19 protein-coding genes are annotated in these 19598 nt (G+C 72.6%); 9 read left to right on the top strand and 10 right to left on the bottom strand.

Annotated features, from left to right (window positions below):
- Positions 1-24: 24 nt before the first annotated feature.
- Positions 25-384: a hypothetical protein gene (locus ABD343_RS00850; RefSeq protein ID WP_344522867.1), complete on the bottom strand. Its 360-nt coding sequence runs from the start codon at positions 382-384 to the stop codon at positions 25-27.
- A 23-nt stretch (positions 385-407) separates the two neighbouring features.
- Entirely contained in the window at positions 408-2078 is a 1671-nt protein-coding gene (locus tag ABD343_RS00845) for a sodium:solute symporter family protein (RefSeq protein ID WP_344522865.1), read from the bottom strand.
- Between the two features lie 245 nt (positions 2079-2323).
- Between ABD343_RS00845 and galT the strand changes: the two genes are divergently transcribed.
- From galT to ABD343_RS00825, 4 genes are all read left to right on the top strand, one after another.
- Positions 2324-3457 carry a galactose-1-phosphate uridylyltransferase gene (gene galT / locus ABD343_RS00840; RefSeq protein ID WP_344522863.1) on the top strand — a complete coding sequence of 378 codons (1134 nt, stop codon included), beginning with the start codon at positions 2324-2326 and terminating at the stop codon, positions 3455-3457.
- Entirely contained in the window at positions 3454-4428 is a 975-nt protein-coding gene (galE, locus tag ABD343_RS00835; RefSeq protein WP_344522861.1) for a UDP-glucose 4-epimerase GalE, read from the top strand. Before galT ends, galE begins: the two co-directional genes overlap by 4 nt.
- Positions 4429-4528: 100 nt before the next feature.
- A complete protein-coding gene (galK, locus tag ABD343_RS00830) occupies positions 4529-5656 on the top strand; it encodes a galactokinase (RefSeq protein ID WP_344522859.1) in 1128 nt (375 codons plus the stop codon).
- A gap of 284 nt (positions 5657-5940) precedes the next feature.
- Positions 5941-6822: a response regulator transcription factor gene (locus tag ABD343_RS00825; protein ID WP_344522857.1), complete on the top strand. Its 882-nt coding sequence runs from the start codon at positions 5941-5943 to the stop codon at positions 6820-6822.
- A gap of 163 nt (positions 6823-6985) precedes the next feature.
- Here ABD343_RS00825 and ABD343_RS00820 read toward each other — a convergent pair whose 3' ends face one another.
- Together ABD343_RS00820 and ABD343_RS00815 are read right to left on the bottom strand one after the other, a co-directional pair.
- Positions 6986-7747, bottom strand: a complete 762-nt coding sequence (locus ABD343_RS00820) for an SDR family NAD(P)-dependent oxidoreductase (protein WP_344522855.1) — start codon at positions 7745-7747, stop codon at positions 6986-6988.
- A 23-nt stretch (positions 7748-7770) separates the two neighbouring features.
- Entirely contained in the window at positions 7771-8412 is a 642-nt protein-coding gene (locus tag ABD343_RS00815; RefSeq protein WP_344522853.1) for a TetR/AcrR family transcriptional regulator, read from the bottom strand.
- Positions 8413-8539: 127 nt separating this feature from the next.
- Here ABD343_RS00815 and ABD343_RS00810 point away from each other — a divergent pair, with 127 nt between their 5' ends.
- Positions 8540-9982, top strand: a complete 1443-nt coding sequence (locus ABD343_RS00810) for an aldehyde dehydrogenase family protein (protein ID WP_344522851.1) — start codon at positions 8540-8542, stop codon at positions 9980-9982.
- 360 nt (positions 9983-10342) lie between these two features.
- On the opposite strand, the gene ABD343_RS00805 is transcribed toward ABD343_RS00810, so the two are convergent.
- The gene (locus tag ABD343_RS00805) at positions 10343-10840 is read right to left on the bottom strand and encodes a MarR family winged helix-turn-helix transcriptional regulator (protein WP_344522849.1); all 498 of its coding nucleotides are present in this window, start codon (positions 10838-10840) and stop codon (positions 10343-10345) included.
- A 73-nt stretch (positions 10841-10913) separates the two neighbouring features.
- Here ABD343_RS00805 and ABD343_RS00800 point away from each other — a divergent pair, with 73 nt between their 5' ends.
- The 3 genes from ABD343_RS00800 to ABD343_RS00790 are packed head-to-tail and all read left to right on the top strand — an operon-like array spanning position 10914 to position 12697.
- Positions 10914-11750, top strand: a complete 837-nt coding sequence (locus ABD343_RS00800) for a trans-aconitate 2-methyltransferase (protein ID WP_344522847.1) — start codon at positions 10914-10916, stop codon at positions 11748-11750.
- A 5-nt stretch (positions 11751-11755) separates the two neighbouring features.
- Positions 11756-12127 carry a VOC family protein gene (locus ABD343_RS00795; RefSeq protein WP_344524310.1) on the top strand — a complete coding sequence of 124 codons (372 nt, stop codon included), beginning with the start codon at positions 11756-11758 and terminating at the stop codon, positions 12125-12127.
- Positions 12128-12166: 39 nt separating this feature from the next.
- The gene (locus ABD343_RS00790; protein WP_344522845.1) at positions 12167-12697 is read left to right on the top strand and encodes a DinB family protein; all 531 of its coding nucleotides are present in this window, start codon (positions 12167-12169) and stop codon (positions 12695-12697) included.
- A 10-nt stretch (positions 12698-12707) separates the two neighbouring features.
- Here the strand turns inward: ABD343_RS00790 and ABD343_RS00785 are convergent, their stop codons facing one another.
- Complete coding sequence (locus ABD343_RS00785; RefSeq protein WP_344522843.1) at positions 12708-14435, bottom strand: FAD-dependent oxidoreductase; 1728 nt, start codon at positions 14433-14435, stop codon at positions 12708-12710.
- Between the two features lie 17 nt (positions 14436-14452).
- A complete protein-coding gene (locus ABD343_RS00780; RefSeq protein ID WP_344522841.1) occupies positions 14453-15349 on the bottom strand; it encodes an AurF N-oxygenase family protein in 897 nt (298 codons plus the stop codon).
- A gap of 99 nt (positions 15350-15448) precedes the next feature.
- On the opposite strand from ABD343_RS00780, the gene ABD343_RS00775 reads away from it, so the two are divergent.
- Positions 15449-16807, top strand: coding sequence for a PQQ-binding-like beta-propeller repeat protein (locus ABD343_RS00775; protein WP_344522839.1), 1359 nt, complete (start codon positions 15449-15451; stop codon positions 16805-16807).
- Positions 16808-16852: 45 nt separating this feature from the next.
- Here ABD343_RS00775 and ABD343_RS00770 read toward each other — a convergent pair whose 3' ends face one another.
- The 3 genes from ABD343_RS00770 to ABD343_RS00760 all read right to left on the bottom strand — a co-directional run bounded on the left by ABD343_RS00770 (position 16853) and on the right by ABD343_RS00760 (position 19561).
- Entirely contained in the window at positions 16853-17497 is a 645-nt protein-coding gene (locus ABD343_RS00770; protein ID WP_344522837.1) for a hypothetical protein, read from the bottom strand.
- A 352-nt stretch (positions 17498-17849) separates the two neighbouring features.
- A complete protein-coding gene (locus ABD343_RS00765; protein ID WP_425578073.1) occupies positions 17850-18539 on the bottom strand; it encodes a TetR family transcriptional regulator in 690 nt (229 codons plus the stop codon).
- On the bottom strand, positions 18536-19561 hold the full coding sequence (locus ABD343_RS00760) for an acyl-CoA desaturase (RefSeq protein ID WP_344522835.1): 1026 nt from the start codon (positions 19559-19561) through the stop codon (positions 18536-18538). Before ABD343_RS00760 ends, ABD343_RS00765 begins: the two co-directional genes overlap by 4 nt.
- Positions 19562-19598: the final 37 nt, after the last annotated feature.

Below are 19598 nucleotides of genomic sequence, written 5' to 3'. Positions count from 1 at the left end.
CCCCCCCCACTCCCCCCTCCGGGGTCACTTCTCCAGGGCCTCCGCGGCCTCCGCCTCCGTCGGGGGCGGCGGCGGGATGGTCGGGCTGAGCTTCAGCCACAGCAGGAAGAACAGGCCCAGGAGCAGCATGCCGATGCCGGTCCACAGGTTGATGTTGATGCCCTCGGCCTTGTCGATGTCCGCGTCGGATGCGGTGATCCCGGCGATCGTGACGATCACGCCGTAGACCACGAAGAGCCCGCCGATGATGCGGCGTACGTCGAAGAGGCGGGCGGCGGTCTCGGACTTCCGCTCCAGTTCCTCGACCTCGCGGGCGATCTGCGCGGCCTCGGAGTCGCTCCGGGGCGGGGTGTTGCCGGATGTGTTGCCGTCGTCTGTCGTCATGGTGCGTCAGCGCTCCTCGCGGGTCAGAAGGAGAAGGGGATGTAGCAGAGGGCGGCAAGGATGACCGCGCCCCAGCCGAGCAGCGCGGGCTTGCGGTACCACGCGTCGTCGCCCTTCTCCGGCGGCTCTTCGAGCCCTGGCGAGACCGTCCCGTAGACGAGCCCGGCGAGCTGTTCGACGGGCTTGGGCTTGGTGACCATCGTGACCACGAACATCACCACGGCGCCGACGACGAAGGCGACGATCGAGGAGACGAAGTTCGCGCCCTGGTCGCTGGGGATGTCGATGACGCCCTGCTTGTAGAACCAGAAGTAGTTGACCATCGCGGCCACGGTGCCGCTCAGCAGGCCCCAGAACCCGGCGGCCGGGGTCGTCTTCTTCCAGAACATGCCGATGATGAAGACCACGAACAGCGGCACGTTGAAGAAGGAGAAGAGGGTCTGGAGGTAGTTCATGATGTTGCTGAACGAGGACGCGATGAACGCGGTGCCCATGCCGATCAGCACGCCGATCACGGTGACCCAGCGGGCCGTGGCGACGTAGTACGAGTCCGGCTTGCCCTTCTTCAGGTACGCCGCCCAGATGTCGTTCGTGAAGACGGTGTTGAAGGAGGAGATGTTCGCCGCCATGCCCGCCATGAACGCGGCGAGCAGACCGGTGACCGCGATGCCGAGCACGCCGTTGGGCAGCAGGTCCCGCATCAGTACGGGGATCGCGTCGTTGTATTCCAGGCCGCTGCCCGGCTTGCCCAGCGTGGGCTCCATGACCAGGGCGATCAGGCCGGGGATGACCACGACGGCGGGGATCAGGATCTTGGGGAACGCGGCGATGAGCGGGGTGCGCTGGGCCGCGGAGAGGTTCTTCGCGGACAGGGCGCGCTGGACCTCGGCGAAGTTCGTCGTCCAGTAGCCGAAGCTCATCACGAAGCCCAGGCCGAGCACGATCGTCAGCCAGTTGGCGCCCAGCGGGTTGCCCGAGCCGATGCCCGTGCCGTCCCACGCGGTCATGAACGCCTCGCCGTTCTTGCCGCTGAGCGTGTCGGAGATGCCGTCCCAGCCGCCGACGCGCTTGAGGCCGACGATCGTCAGCGGGATCAGCGCGGCGAGGATGACGAAGAACTGGAGCACCTCGGTGTAGATCGCCGAGGAGAGGCCGCCGAGCGTGATGTACGCCAGGACGAAGAAGCCCGCGACGACGATCGCGATCCACTGCTCCCAGCCCAGCAGGGCCTCCAGCACGATCGCGAGCGCGTAGAGGTTCACGCCCGCGATGAGCACGGCGGAGACCGCGAAGATCACGGAACTGAGCAGGTGGGAGGCGGGCCCGAAGCGGTGGAGCAGGAACTCCGGGACGGAGCGCACCTTCGAGCCGTAGTAGAAGGGCATCATCACCAGGCCGAGGAAGACCATGGCGGGGATGGCGCCGATCCAGTACCAGTGCACCGTGTAGACGCCGTACTGCGCGCCGTTGGCGGCCATGCCGAGGATCTCGGTCGCGCCGAGGTTGGCGGCGACGAACGCGAGTCCGGTGATCCAGGCGGGCAGGGAGCGGCCCGAGAGGAAGAAGTCGAGGCTGGTCTTCACACTGCGCCGGGCGGCGAAGCCGATCCCGAGCACGACGGCGAAGTAGATGCCGAGAAGTGTGTAATCGAGTCCGTTGGTGGGGAGCCGTAGCCGTTCGGCCAGGTACAACATGGGTCACTCGCTTCATTGCGTGACGGGAACGGACGAGAAGGTACCCCCCTCGCTTCACCTTCTGAAAGGAGTTGTTGCTGAGGTTTGTTTGATTGTGATGAATATCGGCGGGTGTCGGTGACGTGGCGTCCAGAATGTCTTTTTTGTAGCTTGTGATCCACGGGCCGCGCTGGGTTATCTCCTCTGTTGGCTCGTGGTTCGTTGTGTGTGATTATGTTGAGGTCCAGCAACGAGGAGCCCGCACGGTGAAGAAGACCTCAAACCGCCTTGCCGACGGTCGCGAGATCATCTATTACGACCTGAGTGCCACCGCCGAAACAGCCGTCCGCACCGCCGCCGACAAGCGCCCCCTGCCGCCCATCGGGACGGCGTCCGAGATCCGCCACGACCCGCTGCTCGACGACTGGGTCGGCGTCACCGCACACCGCAACGCCCGTACGTACCACCCGCCGGCCGACGAATGCCCGCTGTGCCCCTCCCGCGAGGGGCGGATGAGTGAGATCCCCGAGGCCGACTACGACGTCGCGGTCTTCGAGAACCGCTTCCCCTCCTTCCGCGGCGCCCCCGGCGAGGAGCTCCACGACGGCAGCCCCCTGTTCGCCCGCCGCCCCGGCGCCGGGCGCTGCGAGGTCGTCAGCTTCACCTCCGACCACGACGCCTCCTTCGCCGACCTCACCGAGGAGCAGGCCCGCCTCGTCCTCGACGCCTGGACCGACCGCACGGCCGAGCTGTCCCAGCTCCCCGGCGTCGAACAGGTCTTCTGCTTCGAGAACCGCGGCGAGGAGATCGGCGTGACCCTCTCCCACCCGCACGGGCAGATCTACGCCTATCCGTTCACCACCCCGCGCACCGAGCGGATGCTGCGCTCCGTCGCGGCGCACGGCGAACGGCCCGGCGGGGACAACCTCTTCGACGACCTCGTCGCCGCCGAGCTGGCCGTCGGCGACCGTGTCGTGCTGGACGGCGAACACTGGACGGCCTTCGTGCCCTACGCCGCGCACTGGCCGTACGAGGTGCACCTCTACCCCAAGCCCCGGGTGCCGGACCTGCTCGCGCTCGGCGAGGAGGCCCGCGCGGAGTTCCCGCGGATCTACCTGGAGCTGCTGCGCAGGTTCGACCGGATCTTCGGCGAGGACCAGCCCCGTACGCCGTACATCGCGGCCTGGCATCAGGCACCCTTCCCCAAGGGCGCCCGGAGCCGTGCGGAGCGCCTCGCGGCGCGTGAGGAATTCGCCCTGCATCTGGAGCTCTTCACCATCCGCCGGGCTCCCGGCAAGCTGAAGTTCCTCGCGGGTTCCGAGTCCGGCATGAATGTGTTCATCAACGACGTCCCGCCGGAGGCGGCGGCCCAGCGGCTGAGAGAGGTAGCGAGCACATGAGCAAGTTCCTGGTAACCGGGGGAGCCGGATACGTCGGCAGCGTGGTGGCCGCCCACCTGCTGGAGGCCGGGCACGCCGTCACCGTCGTCGACGACCTCTCCACCGGCTTCCGCGCCGGGGTCCCGGACGGCGCGGAGTTCGTCGAGGCCCGCATCCAGGGCGCGGCCGAGTGGCTCGACGCCTCGTACGAGGGCGTGCTGCACTTCGCCGCCTCCTCGCAGGTCGGCGAGTCCGTGACCGAGCCCGAGAAGTACTGGCGCAACAACGTCGGCGGTACGGTCGAACTCCTGGGCGCCATGCGGGAGAAGGGCGTGCGCAAGCTCGTCTTCTCCTCCACGGCCGCCGTCTACGGGGAGCCCGAGCGCAGCCCCATCACCGAGGACATGCCGACCGCGCCCACCAGCCCCTACGGCGCCTCCAAGCTCGCCATGGACCAGCTCATCACGGGCTACTGCCACGCCTACGGGATGTCCGCCGCCTCGCTGCGCTACTTCAACGTCGCGGGCGCGTACGCCGGGGCGGGCGGCGACTTCGGCGAGCGGCACGACCCCGAGTCGCACCTGATCCCGCTCGTCCTCCAGGTCGCCGCGGGCCGCCGCGAGGCGATCTCCGTCTTCGGCGACGACTACCCGACGCCGGACGGCACCTGCGTGCGCGACTACATCCACGTCGCCGACCTCGCCGAGGCCCACCTCCTCGCCCTCGGCGCGGCCCGCGAGGGCGAACACCTGATCTGCAACCTCGGCAACGGGAACGGCTTCTCCGTCCGCGAGGTCATCGAGACCGTCCGCGAGGTCACCGGCCACCCCGTCCCCGAGACCGTCGCCCCCCGCCGCGGCGGCGACCCCGCCGTCCTCGTCGCCTCCGCCGACCGCGCCCGCCAGGCCCTGGGCTGGCAGCCCAAGCGCCCCGAACTGGCCGGAATCGTCGAGGACGCCTGGAACTTCACACAGAAGGTGCTGGCCTCATGAGCCCCACGAGCTTCCGCGCTGTGCTTTCCCGGGGGACAACCCCCGGACCCCCGGCCGGGCGCGTGGCGTCGGCGTCGAGCGAGCCCGGGAGGGGCGGACGATGAGCTTCCGCGAGATCTACGGCAGCGCCCCGGACGGCGCGTGGGAGGCCCCCGGGCGGGTCAATCTCATCGGTGAGCACACCGACTACAACGACGGCTTCGTGATGCCGCTCGCGCTCCCGCACACCTGCCGCGTCGAGGCCGCGCGCCGCGACGACGGGGTGCTGCGGCTGCACTCGGCCGACGTGCCCGGCGGGGTCTACGAACTGACGGTCGACTCCCTCACGCCTGGGGCCGACGGCGGCTGGGCCGCGTACCCCGCGGGCGTCGTGTGGGCCCTGCGCGAGGACGGCCTGCCGGTCGGCGGCGCCGACCTGCACTTCACCAGCACCGTGCCGACCGGCGCCGGGCTCTCCTCGTCCGCCGCGCTGGAGGTCTCCACGGGCCTGGCCCTCGACGAGCTGTACGGGCTCGGCCTCTCCCGTGAGCGCCTGGCCCGGCTGTGCCAGCGCGCGGAGAACGACTTCGTGGGCATGCCCTGCGGGATCATGGACCAGATGGCCTCGGCCTGCTGCACCGAGGGCCACGTCCTCCACCTCGACACCCGCGACCTCGCCCAGCGCCAGGTCCCGTTCGACCTCGCGTCCCAGGGGCTGCGGCTGCTCGTCGTGGACACCCGCGTCAAGCACACCCTGAGCGACGGCGCCTACGCGGCCCAGCGCCGCTGGTGCGAGAAGGGCGCCGAGATCCTCGGGGTGCCCGCGCTGCGCGACGTGCCGTACGAGGAGCTGGAGCAGGCCCTCGGCCGTATCGACGACCCCGATGTGCGCCGCTGCGTGCGGCACATCGTCACCGAGAACCGGCGCGTCGAGGAGACCATCGCCCTGCTGGAGCGCGGCGAGACGCGCGCGATCGGGCCCGTGCTGAATGCCGGACACGCCTCGCTGCGCGACGACTTCCAGGTCTCCTGCGCGGAGTTGGACGCCGTGGTCGAGTCCGCGAACGCGGCGGGCGCGATCGGCGCGCGGATGACGGGCGGCGGCTTCGGCGGCTCGGCGCTCGTGCTGGTCGACGAGGACGCGGCGGAGCGCGTCACCGAGGCGGTGCTGGAGGCGTTCCGCACGGCGGGTTTCCGCGCGCCGAGGGTGTTCGAGGCGGTGCCGAGCGCCGGCGCGCGCCGCGTGTGACGGGCGCGCGGGCGGACGAAGGGTCAACTTCCGCCCCTGAGGCGTCAGGTTGTCTCACTTCTGACGTCGTGCCCAAACAGTTTTGCCGTTTGGCTTCCGTTGTCAGACCCCAGCCGTACTCTGATTCTGACGCACACAGCCGGTGGGGGCCGGTGCGTGTGCTGATCAGGGGGCGAGACAGCCGGGTACGACGCCCGGAGGCGGGGTAGCAGCGAACCACGGCGGCGGTCGTGCGGTTCCGCGTTCCCGCACCGGGCGCCGTGCCCGCACTGCCAGGGGGTGCCATGCAACGTATTCGTGTGCTAGTGGTCGACGATCACCGGATCTTCGCCGAGTCCTTGGCCGCCGCGCTCGCGGCCGAGCAGGACGTCGAGGTCGCCGCGGCGGGCAGTGGAGCCGCCGCGCTGCGCCACTTGGAGCGTGCCTCCGCCGAGGGCCGCCGCTTCGACGTGCTGCTCGTGGACGCGGACCTGGGAGCGCCGCTGCACCCCGGGCCGGGACCGGGACCGGGTCCGGGCCACGGAGGCCCGCCGCCCGGCGCGGGCGGCCCCGGCGGGCCCGGCGGCCCTGCGATGGGCCCGATCGGCGTGGTGAGCGGCAGTGCGAACGGTGAGGTGCCGGGCCGGGCGCTCAGCACCCTTGAGGAGGGGCCCCGCACCCCCGACCCCTCGGGCGGTCTCCCGCTGGTGGCGCGCGTGCGCGCGGACTATCCGCAGTTGAGGACGGTGGTCCTCGCCGAGCGCGACGACCCGCGGCACGCGGCGGCCGCGCTCCAGGCGGGCGCCGGGGGCTGGGTGGCCAAGGACTGCTCGCTCTCCCGGCTGCTCCAGGTGATCCGCGGCGTGCTGAAGGACGAGACGCATCTGCCGCCCGCGCTGCTGACCGGCGTGCTCAAGGAGTTGACGGCGACGCGCAAGCACCGCACCGAGAGCGAGCGGCTCGTCGAGTCGCTCACGCCCCGGGAGCGTGAAGTTCTGCGGTGCATGGTGGCGGGGCTGGGGCGCAAGGCGGTCGCCGAGCGCCTGTATCTCTCGCCGCACACTGTCCGGACGCATATGCAGAACGTGCTGGGGAAGCTGGGCGTCCACTCCACGCTTGCCGCCGTCGCCCTCGCCCGCCGCGCGGGAGTAGGCCCCGCCGAACTGGAACCGGCCCCGGCCCGCTAGGGCCCCGTCAGGGGCGCCGATCAAGGCTTCGGGGCTTGCCCCTCCAGGGGCGCGGGGAACTGCGCGCTCAGCCACGACGCACGCGCGCCCCGCGAAGCACAGGACGGGGCACCCCGTGCTCGGCCCCGGAGTGAGGAGCCCGGAGGAGTTCCGGGGGGCTTGGTTACGGGGAGTTTTTGAAGACGCTCCAGCCGCCGTCGACGACCATGCTCGTGCCGGTGACGTACGACGCGTCCGCGGAGAGCAGGAACGCGACGACGGACGCCACCTCCTCGGGGCGCCCGTGCCGGCCCGCCACGGTCTCGCTCGCCGCGCGGCACCGCTCCTCCTCCGCGACGCCGTTCCAGGCGCGGGTCAGGATGGGGCCCGGCAGTACGGAGTTGACCCGGACGTCCGGGCCGAAGTCCACGGCGAGCTGACGGCCCAGCCCGGTGAGCCCCGCCTTCGCCGCCGCGTACGCCGGACGCCCCGGCAGTCCCACCAGCGCCTGCACCGACGACGTCAGCACCACCGCGCCGCGCCGCTCCCGCAGGTCGTCGATGCAGGCCCGTACCCCGAGGAACGAGCCCGTGAGGCCCACGCCGAGCTGGCCCTCCCAGTCGTGCAGGGAGATCGCGTCGGCCGGTCCCGGGCGTACCAGCGCCGCGTTGCTGACGAGCCCGTCGACGGGCCCGAAGCCCCGGCGCGCGGTGTCCACGGCCCGCGCCCAGGCCGGTTCGTCGGTCACGTCGCCCAGGACGAAGGCGGCCCGGCCGCCGGAGGAGGTGATCTCGCGGGCCGTACGCCGCCCGCCCTCTTCCTCGTTGTCGAGGATCACCACGGCCGCGCCCTCGTCAGTGAGCCGGTGCGCGGTCGCGGCGCCGATGCCCGCCCCGCCGCCGGTCACGATGATGGTGCGTCCCGCGAATCGGAGTGCGCCGCTCATGTGCGGTGATGCTACGGGGCGGATCACTTGCCCTGCCAGACCGCCCGGCGCGGCGGGGAGGCCAGGGTCGCGTCGACGAGCCGTTCGACGGTGCCCTCGGGCAGCGGGTCGTCGTGCCACAGCCCCCGGAAGAGCATGTAACCGGCCCACTGCTCCAGGACCATGGGGACGTCGGTGTCCGCGGGCAGGTCGCCGCGGGCGACGGCGCGTTCCACGACGGCGCGGGCCCGGGCGTTGCGGGGTTCGAGTACCTCGGTGCGGAGCCGTTCCAGCAGCGCGGGCTCGCGTGCGGCCTCGCCGAGCAGGGCGGGGAGGACGAGGCGGACCTCGCCGGAGCCGTAGAAGCGGGCCATCGCCTGCTCGGCCACGGCGAGCAGTTCGGCACGGGTGTCGCCGGTGGGCGCGGTCGGGACGTCGGCCAGGCGGTCCTGGACGGCCGCCAGGACCAGGGCCGCCTTGTTCGGCCAGGAGCGGTAGACGGTGGCCTTGCCCACGGCCGCGTCCGTGGCCACGCCCTCGATCGTGAGCCGCGCGTAACCGCGCTCCTGGAGCAGCTTGAGGGTGGAGGCCATGATGCGCTCGCGCGCCTCCAGGTCGCGGCGGCCCCGCGTGGACCCGGCATCGGCGTCGTCGTCCACGGCGTGGAGGGTGCGCGTCCTGCCCATGGTGCTGCTCCCGTCTTCGTTCCTGCGGTCAATACGATACGGGCCGTCTTGACCTCTCGACCAGAGGGGCGGCGCGGGCTAAGGTCGGAACGGTCCGTATCGTTCTTACTGAGAGGTGGGTCGCGTCATGCCGTACGCCCCCAGCACGGTGAACCAGGAGCAGTCGCGCGCGAATGAGGGGCCGGAGGCCGTGCGGGCGGCCGTCGGCCGTGCCCGTGACGCCGCCCCCGCCTGGGACGCGCTCGGCCACCGCGAGCGCGGCGCGCGGCTGCTGCGCTGGCGGCGCGTGATGGCGCGCCGCATGGACGAGATCGTCGCGCTCCTGGAGAGCGAGGCCGGCAAGGTCCGTGCCGACGCGCTCGTCGAACTCGCCGCCGCCTTCGAGCACCTGGGCTGGGCCGCGCGCCACGCGGGGCCCGTGCTGCGCCGCCGTACGGTGCGCTCGGGGCCGCTGATGTTCCACCAGCGGTCCACCGTGGAGTACCGGCCCTACGGGGTCGTCGGCGTCATCGGACCCTGGAACTACCCCGTGCACACCCCGCTCGGCTCGGTCTCCTACGCGCTCGCGGCGGGCAACGCCGTCGTCCTCAAGCCCAGCGAGCACACCCCGGGGACGGGGCGCTGGCTCGCGGAGACCTTCGCCGAGGCCGTCCCGGACATGCCCGTGCTCGGCGTGGTCACGGGCGACGGCGGCACGGGCGCGGCGCTGTGCGGCGCCGGGGTCGACAAGGTCGCGTTCACCGGCTCGCCCGGCACCGGGGCGCGCGTGCTCGCCGCCTGCGCGCCCTCGCTCACGCCCGTACTCCTCGAACTCGGCGGCAAGGACGCCCTGGTGGTCGCCGGCGACGCGGACGTCGAGGCGGCGGTGGAGGCGGCGCTGTGGGGCGGCTGCGCCAACGCGGGCCAGTCGTGCGCGGGCATCGAGCGGGTGTACGTGGCCGAGGGCGTGTACGAGCGCTTCCTCGACCGGATCACCCTGCGGGCCCCGGAGATCACGGGCGGGCCCGGCGGCGACTACGGGCGGATGACGGTTCCGGCCCAGCTCGACGTGGTGCGCCGCCATATCGACGACGCGCTCGCGCGCGGCGCGCGCGCCGTCGTGGGCGGGCCCGGCTCGGTGGTGCCGCCGTACGTCACCGGGCCCGTCGTCCTCGCCGACGTCCCCGAGGACGCGGACGCGGTGCGCGAGGAGACGTTCGGGCCCGTGCTCGTCGTGAACCGCGTGCGGGACGCCGAGGAGGGCGTGGCGCGGGCCAACGCGAGCGCGTACGGGCTCGGCGGGGCGGTGTTCGCGCGGCGCGGCGGCGTCCGGCTGGCGCGGGAGATGCGCACCGGCATGGTGAGCGTGAACGACGCGCTGGCCTTCACGGCGGTGGGCGCGCTGCCGTTCGGGGGCCGGGGCCGCTCGGGCTTCGGGCGTATCCACGGGGCCGACGGGCTGCGGGAGTTCGCGGCGCCGCAGGCCGTCACCCGGCGCCGCTTCGCCCCGCCGCTCGCGATCCAGACCTTCGCGCGCGGGCCCCGCGACCTGGCTCGCTTCGAACGCCTGCTCCGGCGCCGTGGCTACTGAGCAGGGGCTCCCTCGTTCCGTGCTCCCCCAAGCTCTTCGAGCAGGGAGGTGCCCCCAAGGCTGCGGGTTGTGGCTGGTTGCGCGCGCAGTTCCCCGCGCCCCTGACGGGGCGCTCCTGCGCGCGGTCGCGCCCACGCGGCGGAGCCGCACATCGACTCGGTCCCGCGCCCCTGACGGGGCGCTCCTGCGCGCGGTCGCGCCCACGCGGCGGAGCCGCACATCGACTCAGTCCCGCGCCCCTGACGGGGCGCTCCGAGGAGCGCCCTCCACCTCAAGGGGCGCGGGGAACTGCGCGATCAGCCACGACACAGCCGCGGTCTGCACCGCACCGGGCGGGGCAGCCCCTGCCCAGCCCTGGTCCTACGTGGGGATGTTGTCGAAGGGTGCCGTCAACTGGCGCAGCAGACCCGCCAGTTCGCCGCGCTGGAGCGGGGACAGCTCGGCGAGGATCGCCCGCTCCTGCTCCAGCAGTCCGGCGAGGGCGCTGTCGCCCCGGTCGCGCCCCTCGTCCGTCAGCCGCACCAGCACCCCGCGCCGGTCGCTGGGGTCCGGCAGCCGCTCCACGAGGCCCTTCTTGGCGAGCCGGTCGATGCGGTTCGTCATCGTCCCGGACGTCACGAGGGTCTGCGTGAGAAGCTGGCCCGGAGAGAGCTGGTACGGCGTGCCCGCTCGCCGCAGCGCCGTCAGGACGTCGAACTCCCACGGTTCGAGGCCGTGCTCGGAGAAGGCGATCCGTCGCGCGCGGTCGAGATGGCGGGCCAGCCTGCTGACCCGGCTCAGAACCTCAAGCGGTTCCACGTCGAGGTCAGGGCGCTCGCGGCGCCATGCTGTCACCAAACGGTCGACCTCGTCCTCCATGAGGATCAGTGTAGTAGTTGTGTCGATGTGAAGTCTCTTGACGTCAAGAGAACCGGGGGTGCACCCTGCGGGCATGCCGACGACACCGCACGCCGCGGCCCCCGGCCCGGCCCCCGAATGGGACCCGCAGCAGTACCTGCGCCACTCCGGCCACCGCCTGCGGCCGCTCCTCGACCTGCTCGCCCGCGTCCCCGCCGAGCTGCCCGGCGGCGACGCGCCCCGTATCGCCGACCTCGGCTGCGGGCCCGGCGGCCCCAGCACGGTCCTCGCCGAGCGCTACCCGCACGCGCGCGTCACCGGGTACGACAACTCGCCCGCCATGCTCGACGAGGCCCGCGCCCACGCGCGCGACGGGCGGCTCGACTTCGCCGAGGCCGACCTCGCGACCTGGCGCCCCGCTCCCGGCGACCGCTTCGGCCTGCTCTTCTCCAACGCCGCGCTCCAGTGGGTCCCGGGCCACGCGGCCTCGTTCCCCGCCTGGGTGGACGCGCTGCCGTCCGGCGGCGCCCTCGCCTTCCAGGTGCCCGGCAACTTCTCCTCGCCCAGCCACACGCTCCTCGCCGAGCTGCGCGACTCCCCGCGCTGGCGGGGACGCCTCGGCGCCCCGGACCGCACGGACGCCGTCCTCACCCCCGCCGGATACGCCGAACGCCTCCTCGCCCTCGGCTGCGAGGTGGACGCCTGGGAGACGACGTACCTCCACCTCCTGACCGGCGAGGACCCCGTCCTCGACTGGACCAAGGGCACGGCCCTGCGCCCCGTCCTCACCCTCCTCGCCGACGACCCCGAGGCCCGCGACGCCTTCACCGCCGACTACGCCGCCGCGCTCCGCGCCGCGTACCCGCCGGGCCCCGACGGCCGTACGGCGTTCCCGTTCCGCCGGGTCTTCGTGGTGGCGGTGAAGCGATGAGCGGCCTGATCACGTCCGTCGACCACGTCCTCCTGGCCGCCCCGCCCGGCAGCGAACCCGCGCTGCGCCGCTTCTACGCCGAGGTGCTCGGCATGACCGAACTCCCCAAGCCGGAGGCGCTCGCCGCGCGGGGCGGCTGCTGGTTCACGTCCGGCACCGCGGTCCTCCACCTCGGCATCGAGGACCCCTTCACCCCGCCCCGCAAGGCCCACCCGGGGCTGCGCGTCACGGACCTGGACGCCCTCGCGGCCCGCCTGGAGGCGGCCGGGACCCGGCCCGTATGGGACGAGGACCTCCCGGGCCACCGCCGCTTCTACGCGCAGGATCCCGTCGGCAACAGGCTGGAGTTCCTGGAGCCGCTGACGGCCGCCCGATAACCGCTGTCGCCCCCGGCGCCGCTCTGCGAGGGTCGCCCCATGAACGACGTATCCCGTACGGCCCTGCTCCGCTGGCAGTTCGACATGACCTGGTCCCTCTTCGAGTACCACGCCGAACGGCTGGAGGAGGCCGACCACCTGTGGGAGCCGGCCGAGGTGTGCTGGACCGTACGGAAGGGCGCCGACGGGCTGTGGCGGCCCGACTTCGCCGAGGTCGAGCCCGAGCCGGTGCCGGTCCCCACGATCGCGTGGGTGACCTGGCACATGGGCTGGTGGTGGAGCACGGCCCTCGCCCACCTGCGCGGGCGCACGCCTCCGGAGCGCACCGAGGTGACCTGGCCGGGCGACGGCGCGTCGGCCCTCGCCTGGCTCCGCGGCCTGCGCGAGGAATGGCTCGCGGCCCTGGACACCCTCCCCGACCCCGCCCTCGACGCCCCGGCCCCCTTCCCCTGGCACAACGACCCCGACCACACCCTCGCCCACACCCTGGCCTGGGCCAACGCCGAACTCATGAAGAACGCCACCGAACTGGGCCACGTCCGCATGCTCCGGGCCGCGAGCGGCCGATGACCGGCGCGCGTCAGCGGACCCTGCGTAGGGGGTTCGGGCTCGCTGCCGCTGTCAGGGAGGGGAGGGTGGCGAGCTTGGTGCGGGGGCGGGCTTCCTGGTGGCCTCGGGCGCGTTCGGCGCGGTCTATCGCGGCCAGGCCCTTCGCGTCGACGGCGTGGGGAGCGCGGCGGCGGAGGAGCTTCGCGAAGTCCTTCGGGCTCCCGGCCGGGGCGGGGAGTTCGCCCGCGACCGCGTCCGCCAGCAGCGTGCTCACCGTCTCGGCCGCGCAGGTGCGGTTGGCGCCGATGCCGCCGGAGGGGCCGCGTTTGATCCAGCCCACGACGTACGTCCCGGGGCTTCCCGTCACCCGGCCGCGCTCGTGCGGCACCGTCCCGCTGGTCTCGTCGAACGGCAGCCCGTCGACGGGGACGCCCCGGTAGCCGACCGCCCTGAGCAGCAGGCCCGCCCGGATGTCCCGTTCGCCCGAGGCGCCGGTGACGCGCACCGCGCCGACGCCGCCCGGCCCGCCCGTATCGCCCTTCGCCTCCACCGGCGCGCTGTGGAAGCGGAGCACGAGGCGCCGCCGTCCCGGCTCCGGCGCGCTGTCCCAGTCCACGCCGCCGCGCGCCACGCCCCGCAGCAGCGCGGCCTTGTCCCTCGGGCCCGCCGCGTCGATCGCCGCGCCGGTACGGGGATCGTGGTCGTCGACGAGCAGTTCGACGCCCGGCAGATGCCGGAGCGCCCGCAGCTCCGAGCCCGTGTACGCGGCGTCCTGCGGCCCGCGGCGCCCGACGAGCACGACCTCGCGCACGTTCCCGTCGCGCAGTGCCGCCAGCGCGTGGTCCGCGATGTCCGTACGGGCCAGCTCCTCCGGGTCGGCGAGGAGGATCCGCGCGGCGTCGACGGCGACATTGCCGTTGCCGACGACGACCACGCGCTCCGCCGAGAGGTCCACGGCGTCCGGCGCGACCTCCGGATGCGCGTTGTACCAGGCGACGAACGTGGTCGCCGGGACGCTGCCCGGCAGCTCCTCGCCCGGAATGCCCAGCCGCCGCCCACTGGAGGCCCCGACGGCGTAGATCACCGCGTCGTGGTGCGCGGCCAGTTCGCGCGCGGTGATCTCGCGGCCGACCCCCACGCCCAGCCGCAGGCGCACGCGCGGGTGGTCGTAGAAGCGGGCGAAGGTCTCGCCCGCCTTCTTGGTCGAGGGGTGGTCCGGCGCCACCCCGTAGCGGATCAGGCCGCCCGCGACCGGCAGCCGGTCGAGCAGCGTCACCTCGGCGCTGGTGTGCAGCAGCAGGTCCCGCGCCGCGTACATCCCGGCGGGCCCCGTGCCGACGACCGCGACGCGCAGCCGCGGGAAGTCGGACGGCAGGACGCGCGGGAACGACGGCTCCTCCCAGGCGTGGAAGTTGGGACTGCCCTCGGCCGCCGCCCCCGGCTGCTCCCCGGCCCCGGCCCCGTCCCCGGCCCCGGCCTCGGCCCCGGCCCCGGCCTCGTCCTCGTAATACGCCGCGTTGACGGCCGCGTACTCGCGCAGCGGGCCGGTGAGGGAGTCGACCGGGAAGATCGCGTCGACCGGGCAGGCGTCGGCGCAGGCGCCGCAGCCGATGCAGGCGTCCGGGTCGATGTGCAGCATCTCCGTGCTGCCGAACGCCCGTTCCTCCGGCGTCGGATGGATGCAGTTCACCGGGCACACGGCGACACACGTCGCGTCGCTGCAGCAGGTCTGGGTGATGGCGTACGGCGTCTCGGTCATGGCGTTCCCGGTCCGGCTCAGATGAGGTGCGCGCGCTTGTAGAAGACCAGCGCCGGTTTCGTCAGCAGCCGGGCCGAGGCCAGGAACTCCATCAGGCCCGAACAGCTCGACCGCATCATCGACTTGTGGTGCTCGTTGGCCTTCGCCTCGGTGACCGCGCGCTCCACGTCGAGCCCGGCCTCCGCGTAGACCCGCTTGTTCACCATGCTGGTCACGATCACGTACGAGGCGATCGCGATGACCAGCGCGTTGATCTGGCGGCGCGCCTCGCCCGCGCCCGCGAGGCGCTTGCGCGTCTGGTCCCGGGCGAACTTCATGTGCCGGGACTCCTCGACGACATGGATGTTGTTGATGGTGCGGACGAACGGCACGACGCGCTCGTCCCGCATCCAGTCCCGCTGCATGACGTCGAGAACCTCTTCCGCGACGAGGATCGCCGCGTACGCCGCCTCACCGAACGCGACCGTCTTGAACGCCCGCCCCAGCTCCACCGCGACCCGGTGCGGCCGGTACGCCGGGGCCCCGAGCTTCTTCGCGCCGCGCGCGAACATGATCGAGTGCCGGCACTCCTCCGCGACCTCCGTCAGCGCCCACTGGAACTCCGCGCCGGTCGGGTCCTTCGCGTAGATGTCCCGCAGCACCATCTGCTGCAGGATCATCTCGAACCAGATGCCCGTACTGGCCACCGAGGCGGCCTCCTGCCGCGTCAGCTCGCGCCGCTGCGCCTCGCTCATCTCCCGCCAGTAGGCGGTGCCGTAGAGAGTGCTCCACTCCGGGCTCGCACCGTGGAAGTCCTTGTCGAGCGGCGTGTCCCAGTCCACCTCGGTGGCCGGGTCGTACGCCAGCGTGGCGGCCGAGTCCAGCAGCCGCTGCGCGACATCGTCGCCGGACTGCTCCTGGATGCTGCTTCCCATTGCTGCGGCTCCTCGCTCGGGCTCCGGTGGGCTCACCCCTCTTGTTAGACGGAATGTAAAACAAGCCTCCGGCGCTTGCCTACCCCCGAGTAAGAACTCATGGCCGGACCGCGGACCGGCATGCTGGAGGACATGAACGTCTTACGGGGGAGACAGCGGGCCGGTGCGGCGGCGGTGGGCGTACTGGCAGCCGCGGCCGTGGCCGTGGCACTGGCCGACAACGCGCGGGAACCCTCGCTCGCCGGGGGTGAACGGCCCGCGGGGGCGGTGTCGTTGGGGCGCGAGGCGCTGTGGTCCATGGAGAAGGCCGAGGGAGCCGTCGTACGCGGCAGGTCCGTCGTCGTCCTCGGTGACCGAGGGCAGCGCGGAGGCACGCGGGTCGGCGTCCGGGACCTGGAGACCGGCGAGCAGCGCTGGTCGCTGCGCGACGAGGAGCCGCTCGGGGAGGAGCCGCTCGGCGAGGACGGCGGGCGCGGGGCGGCGCGGGTGGCCTCCGCCGCCTCGGAGGCGCCCGGCTCGGGGGCCGACGACCGGCCCCTCCTCGTCGGTGACGGCGACGACTGGGGCGTGATCGTCGCCTACGAGAAGGGGCGGAAGGGGACGGCCCCCGAGTACGGCGTCGCCGCGCTGTCCGGGAAGGACGGACGCCCGCTCTGGAAGCGCACGCTCCCCGGCGCCCGCGACGTGCGCCTGATGGACGCGCGGGACGGCCGCATCCTCGTCGTCGGCGAAGGGAAGGGCCTCGCGGACGAGTCGACCTCGTACGTCCTCGACGCGGCCCGCGAGGGCCGCACGGTGTGGAAGCGCACGGGCCACGACGTGATGCTCGGCTTCGCGGGCGACGTGGTGCTCGGCGAGCGCCGCCGGGGCCTTGGGATCGTCGAGGGCGCCGCCGTCCTCGCGCGCGACGCGCGCACGGGGAAGAAGCTGTGGGACCTGGCAGGGAGCTACTACGAGTCGCGGCTCCAGGCCGCCGTCCCGGGGCGCGCGGTGGTCAACACGCTCGGCGGGCGGGAGTTCGGCGATCCCGAGCACCCCGCCGGCCTCGTCCTCGACACCGCGACGGGCCGCAAGACCGACGACCTGGGGCGCGCCTCCCTGCGCTGCGCCGCCGATCCCCGCGACCCCCTCCTCGCCTGCGTCGAGAGCGACGGCCCCCGCCTGGTGACGCTCCGCGCGGGCCGCCACGACGCCCCGTTCCGCGCGAGGAGCGAGGCGCTGGAAGAGGGCAGGTCGTACGAGGGCCGCAGCGTCGAAGCCGTACGGGACGGCCGGGTGTACGTCGGCTCCTGGGGTACGTACCCGCGGCGGACCGTCGTCGACCGGCTCGGCGGGGAGCTGCCCGGCCGCCCGCCGGGCCGCGTGCTCGACATGACGGACGACCACGCGGTGCTGCTCACGGACGGACAGGACGGCGCCGACCGTATGGCCGTCCACCGGGTGCGGAAGCCGCGGTGACGGGCCCGGGCCGGGGGTGACGGGCCCGGGCCCGGGGGCCGTTCCTCACCGACGGCAGTCCTTGACGCCCTCTTCCGTACGGGTCGAGATCACGCGCCAGGTGCCGTCCCGCTTGTGCAGGACGTCCTCGATCCTGGTGAAGTCCTTCAGGCTCGGCCGGGTGCGCAGCGACTTGCCCGTGGCCAGGCTCTTGTCGAAGGCCTCCCTGCGGCTCTCGCAGAAGCGGACGGTGGCGTCCGCCGGGCCCTTCATGGTGAGTTCGCGCTTGTAGTAGCGGTAGACGCCCCTGGCGACCAAAACCTCGCGCCGGTACGTCCGCACGTCCTCGCGCAGGGTCTCCAGGGCGTCGTCCTGGCGGTACTCAGTGATCTTGGAGTGCTTCGTGGTGGCCTTCGCGTAGGCGAGGACCCTGGCCATCGTCGCGCGGCTGTGGTCGCGCAGGACGGCGTCCTTCTCCTTGTTGCCCGTCAGCTCATTGGCGATGACCACGTACACGTCGTCCGGGAGGTCGAAGCCCGGCTCCTTCGCCGCGCCCGGCGGCGTCGGTACGGGCTTCCGGGAGGGCGAGGAACTGCTCGACGTCTTCTGCGTCCCGTCCCCGCCGTCCTCGTCCCCGCCGACGATGCCGCAGCCGGTCAGCGTGAGGGACAACGCGAGGGCGAGGCCGGGTAAGCAAGCCTTGATGCGCATACGTGTTCTCTCTCCTGTCCTCGCCCTCGGTCACCGGCGCGCGGACGGCCCGCGCGTCGCTCGTGCGGTGGTGCGCATGGCCGCTCCGCCCCGTTCCGCTCCGGAGAGGAGCGGCAGGACTGCGGACAGTCAGCGGTGAGTCTAGTGTGCCGGGGCCACGCTGGCATGAATTCGCGTGACGTCAGGGAGAGTTGGGGAACACTACGCGCCTAGATCGTGCCCGGACCGTCACCGGGGGCGCACAGGGCGCCCACGCCGGTGGGTTTTCCGTGGAGGCCGCCCGCGCGTGCCCGCCCCGCGGGTCCTTCGCGCGTGCCCGCCGCGCATGCGCTCCGCGCGGGTCCTTCGCGTGTCAGGACCGCCGGTGGCCTATCAGCCGCGGCTTCGCCTCCATGCCGTCGAGGCCGTGCCAGGCCAGATTGACCAGGTGGGCGGCGACCTCGGCCTTCTTCGGCCTGCGCGCGTTCAGCCACCACTGGCCGGTGAGCGCGACCATGCCGACCAGGGCCTGCGCGTAGAGAGGGGAGAGCTTGGGGTCGAAGCCCCGTGACTTGAACTCGCGGCCGAGGATGTCCTCGACCTGCGTCGCGATGTCCGAGATCAGCGAGGCGAAGGTGCCCGTCGACTGGGCGACGGGGGAGTCGCGGACCAGGATGCGGAAGCCGTCCGTGTACTGCTCGATGTAGTCGAGCAGGGCGAACGCCGCCTGTTCCAGCAGCTCGCGGGGGTGGCCGCCCGTGAGGGCGCCGGTGACCATGTCGAGGAGGCGCCGCATCTCACGGTCGACCACCACCGCGTAGAGGCCTTCCTTGCCGCCGAAGTGCTCGTAGACGACCGGCTTGGAGACGCCCGCCTTGTGCGCGATCTCCTCCACCGACGTGCCCTCGAAGCCGCGCTCGGCGAAGAGTGTGCGCCCGATGTCGAGGAGCTGCTCGCGGCGCTCCTTGCCGGTCATCCGTCGGCGGGCACGTCTCTTCGGGCTGCTGGTCGTCTCTCCGGAACGTCCGGACGTACTCTCGTCGGTCGGCACGGGGGCCATCATGCCGCGTCGGCGGCGCGCTCCTTGCGGCGGGAGTCCACACGCGACTGCTTCGGCCAGCGCACGTCGTAGGCCCAGCCGGCCTTCTCGAACCAGCGGATCAGGCGGGCGCTGGAGTCGATCTGGCCGCGCTCCACGCCGTGCCGGGCGCAGGTCGGGTCGGCGTGGTGCAGGTTGTGCCACGACTCACCGCAGGACAGGATCGCCAGCCACCAGACATTTCCGGACTTGTCGCGCGACTTGAAGGGGCGCTTGCCCACCGCGTGGCAGATCGAGTTGATCGACCAGGTCACGTGGTGCAGCAGCGCCACGCGGACCAGGGAGCCCCAGAAGAACGCGGTCAGCGCGCCCTGCCACGACCAGGTCGCCAGGCCGCCGATCAGCGGCGGCACCAGCAGCGAGACGACCGTCCACAGCACGAACTGGCGCGACACGCGGCGCAGGTCCGGGTCCTTGATCAGATCCGGCGCGTACTTGTGCTGTGGCGTCTGCTCCTCGTTGAACATCCACCCCATGTGCGCCCACCACAGGCCCTTCATCAGGGCCGGAACCGTCTCGCCGTACCGCCAGGGGGAGTGCGGGTCGCCCTCGGCGTCGGAGAACTTGTGGTGCTTGCGATGGTCCGCCACCCAGCGCACCAGCGGGCCCTCGACGGCCATCGAACCCATGATCGCCAGCACGATCTTCAGCGGCCGCTTCGCCTTGAAGGAGCCATGTGTGAAGTAGCGGTGGAAACCGATCGTGATGCCGTGACAGCCGATGTAGTACATCGCGACCATCAGGCCCAGGTCGAGCCAGCTCACGCCCCAGCCCCACGCCAGCGGCACGGCCGCGACCAGCGCTACGAACGGGACGGTGATGAACAGCAGCAGCGAGATCTGCTCCACGGAGCGCCGCTGCTCACCCCCCAGCGTCGCGGACGGCAGGGCGGGATCAGCGGTGGCTGTGGCTGTGGCGGCGGGGTCGGTGCTTGGAGACTGTGCAGCCTGCGGCGAACTGTCGAGCACGTCGGGGCTAGTCGTCATAGATGTCCCTCATCGGACCGGGGGATTGGCTACGGTT

The organism is Streptomyces albiaxialis, from assembly GCF_039530985.1.
Classification (GTDB): Bacteria; Actinomycetota; Actinomycetes; order Streptomycetales; family Streptomycetaceae; genus Streptomyces; species Streptomyces albiaxialis.
Note: the sequence above shows the minus strand (reverse complement) of the source record. Positions and strands in the feature narration are given on the sequence as shown.

Excerpts from the sequence above, each read along its gene's own strand:
- ABD343_RS00850 (WP_344522867.1), bottom strand. The coding sequence starts at position 384 with ATGACGACAGACGACGGCAACACATCCGGCAACACCCCGCCCCGGAGC.
- ABD343_RS00845 (WP_344522865.1), bottom strand. The coding sequence starts at position 2,078 with ATGTTGTACCTGGCCGAACGGCTACGGCTCCCCACCAACGGACTCGAT.
- galE (WP_344522861.1), top strand. The coding sequence starts at position 3,454 with ATGAGCAAGTTCCTGGTAACCGGGGGAGCCGGATACGTCGGCAGCGTG.
- galK (WP_344522859.1), top strand. The coding sequence starts at position 4,529 with ATGAGCTTCCGCGAGATCTACGGCAGCGCCCCGGACGGCGCGTGGGAG.
- ABD343_RS00825 (WP_344522857.1), top strand. The coding sequence starts at position 5,941 with ATGCAACGTATTCGTGTGCTAGTGGTCGACGATCACCGGATCTTCGCC.
- ABD343_RS00820 (WP_344522855.1), bottom strand. The coding sequence starts at position 7,747 with ATGAGCGGCGCACTCCGATTCGCGGGACGCACCATCATCGTGACCGGC.
- ABD343_RS00815 (WP_344522853.1), bottom strand. The coding sequence starts at position 8,412 with ATGGGCAGGACGCGCACCCTCCACGCCGTGGACGACGACGCCGATGCC.
- ABD343_RS00810 (WP_344522851.1), top strand. The coding sequence starts at position 8,540 with ATGCCGTACGCCCCCAGCACGGTGAACCAGGAGCAGTCGCGCGCGAAT.
- ABD343_RS00805 (WP_344522849.1), bottom strand. The coding sequence starts at position 10,840 with ATGGAGGACGAGGTCGACCGTTTGGTGACAGCATGGCGCCGCGAGCGC.
- ABD343_RS00800 (WP_344522847.1), top strand. The coding sequence starts at position 10,914 with ATGCCGACGACACCGCACGCCGCGGCCCCCGGCCCGGCCCCCGAATGG.
- ABD343_RS00790 (WP_344522845.1), top strand. The coding sequence starts at position 12,167 with ATGAACGACGTATCCCGTACGGCCCTGCTCCGCTGGCAGTTCGACATG.
- ABD343_RS00785 (WP_344522843.1), bottom strand. The coding sequence starts at position 14,435 with ATGACCGAGACGCCGTACGCCATCACCCAGACCTGCTGCAGCGACGCG.
- ABD343_RS00780 (WP_344522841.1), bottom strand. The coding sequence starts at position 15,349 with ATGGGAAGCAGCATCCAGGAGCAGTCCGGCGACGATGTCGCGCAGCGG.
- ABD343_RS00775 (WP_344522839.1), top strand. The coding sequence starts at position 15,449 with ATGGCCGGACCGCGGACCGGCATGCTGGAGGACATGAACGTCTTACGG.
- ABD343_RS00770 (WP_344522837.1), bottom strand. The coding sequence starts at position 17,497 with ATGCGCATCAAGGCTTGCTTACCCGGCCTCGCCCTCGCGTTGTCCCTC.
- ABD343_RS00765 (WP_425578073.1), bottom strand. The coding sequence starts at position 18,539 with ATGATGGCCCCCGTGCCGACCGACGAGAGTACGTCCGGACGTTCCGGA.
- ABD343_RS00760 (WP_344522835.1), bottom strand. The coding sequence starts at position 19,561 with ATGACGACTAGCCCCGACGTGCTCGACAGTTCGCCGCAGGCTGCACAG.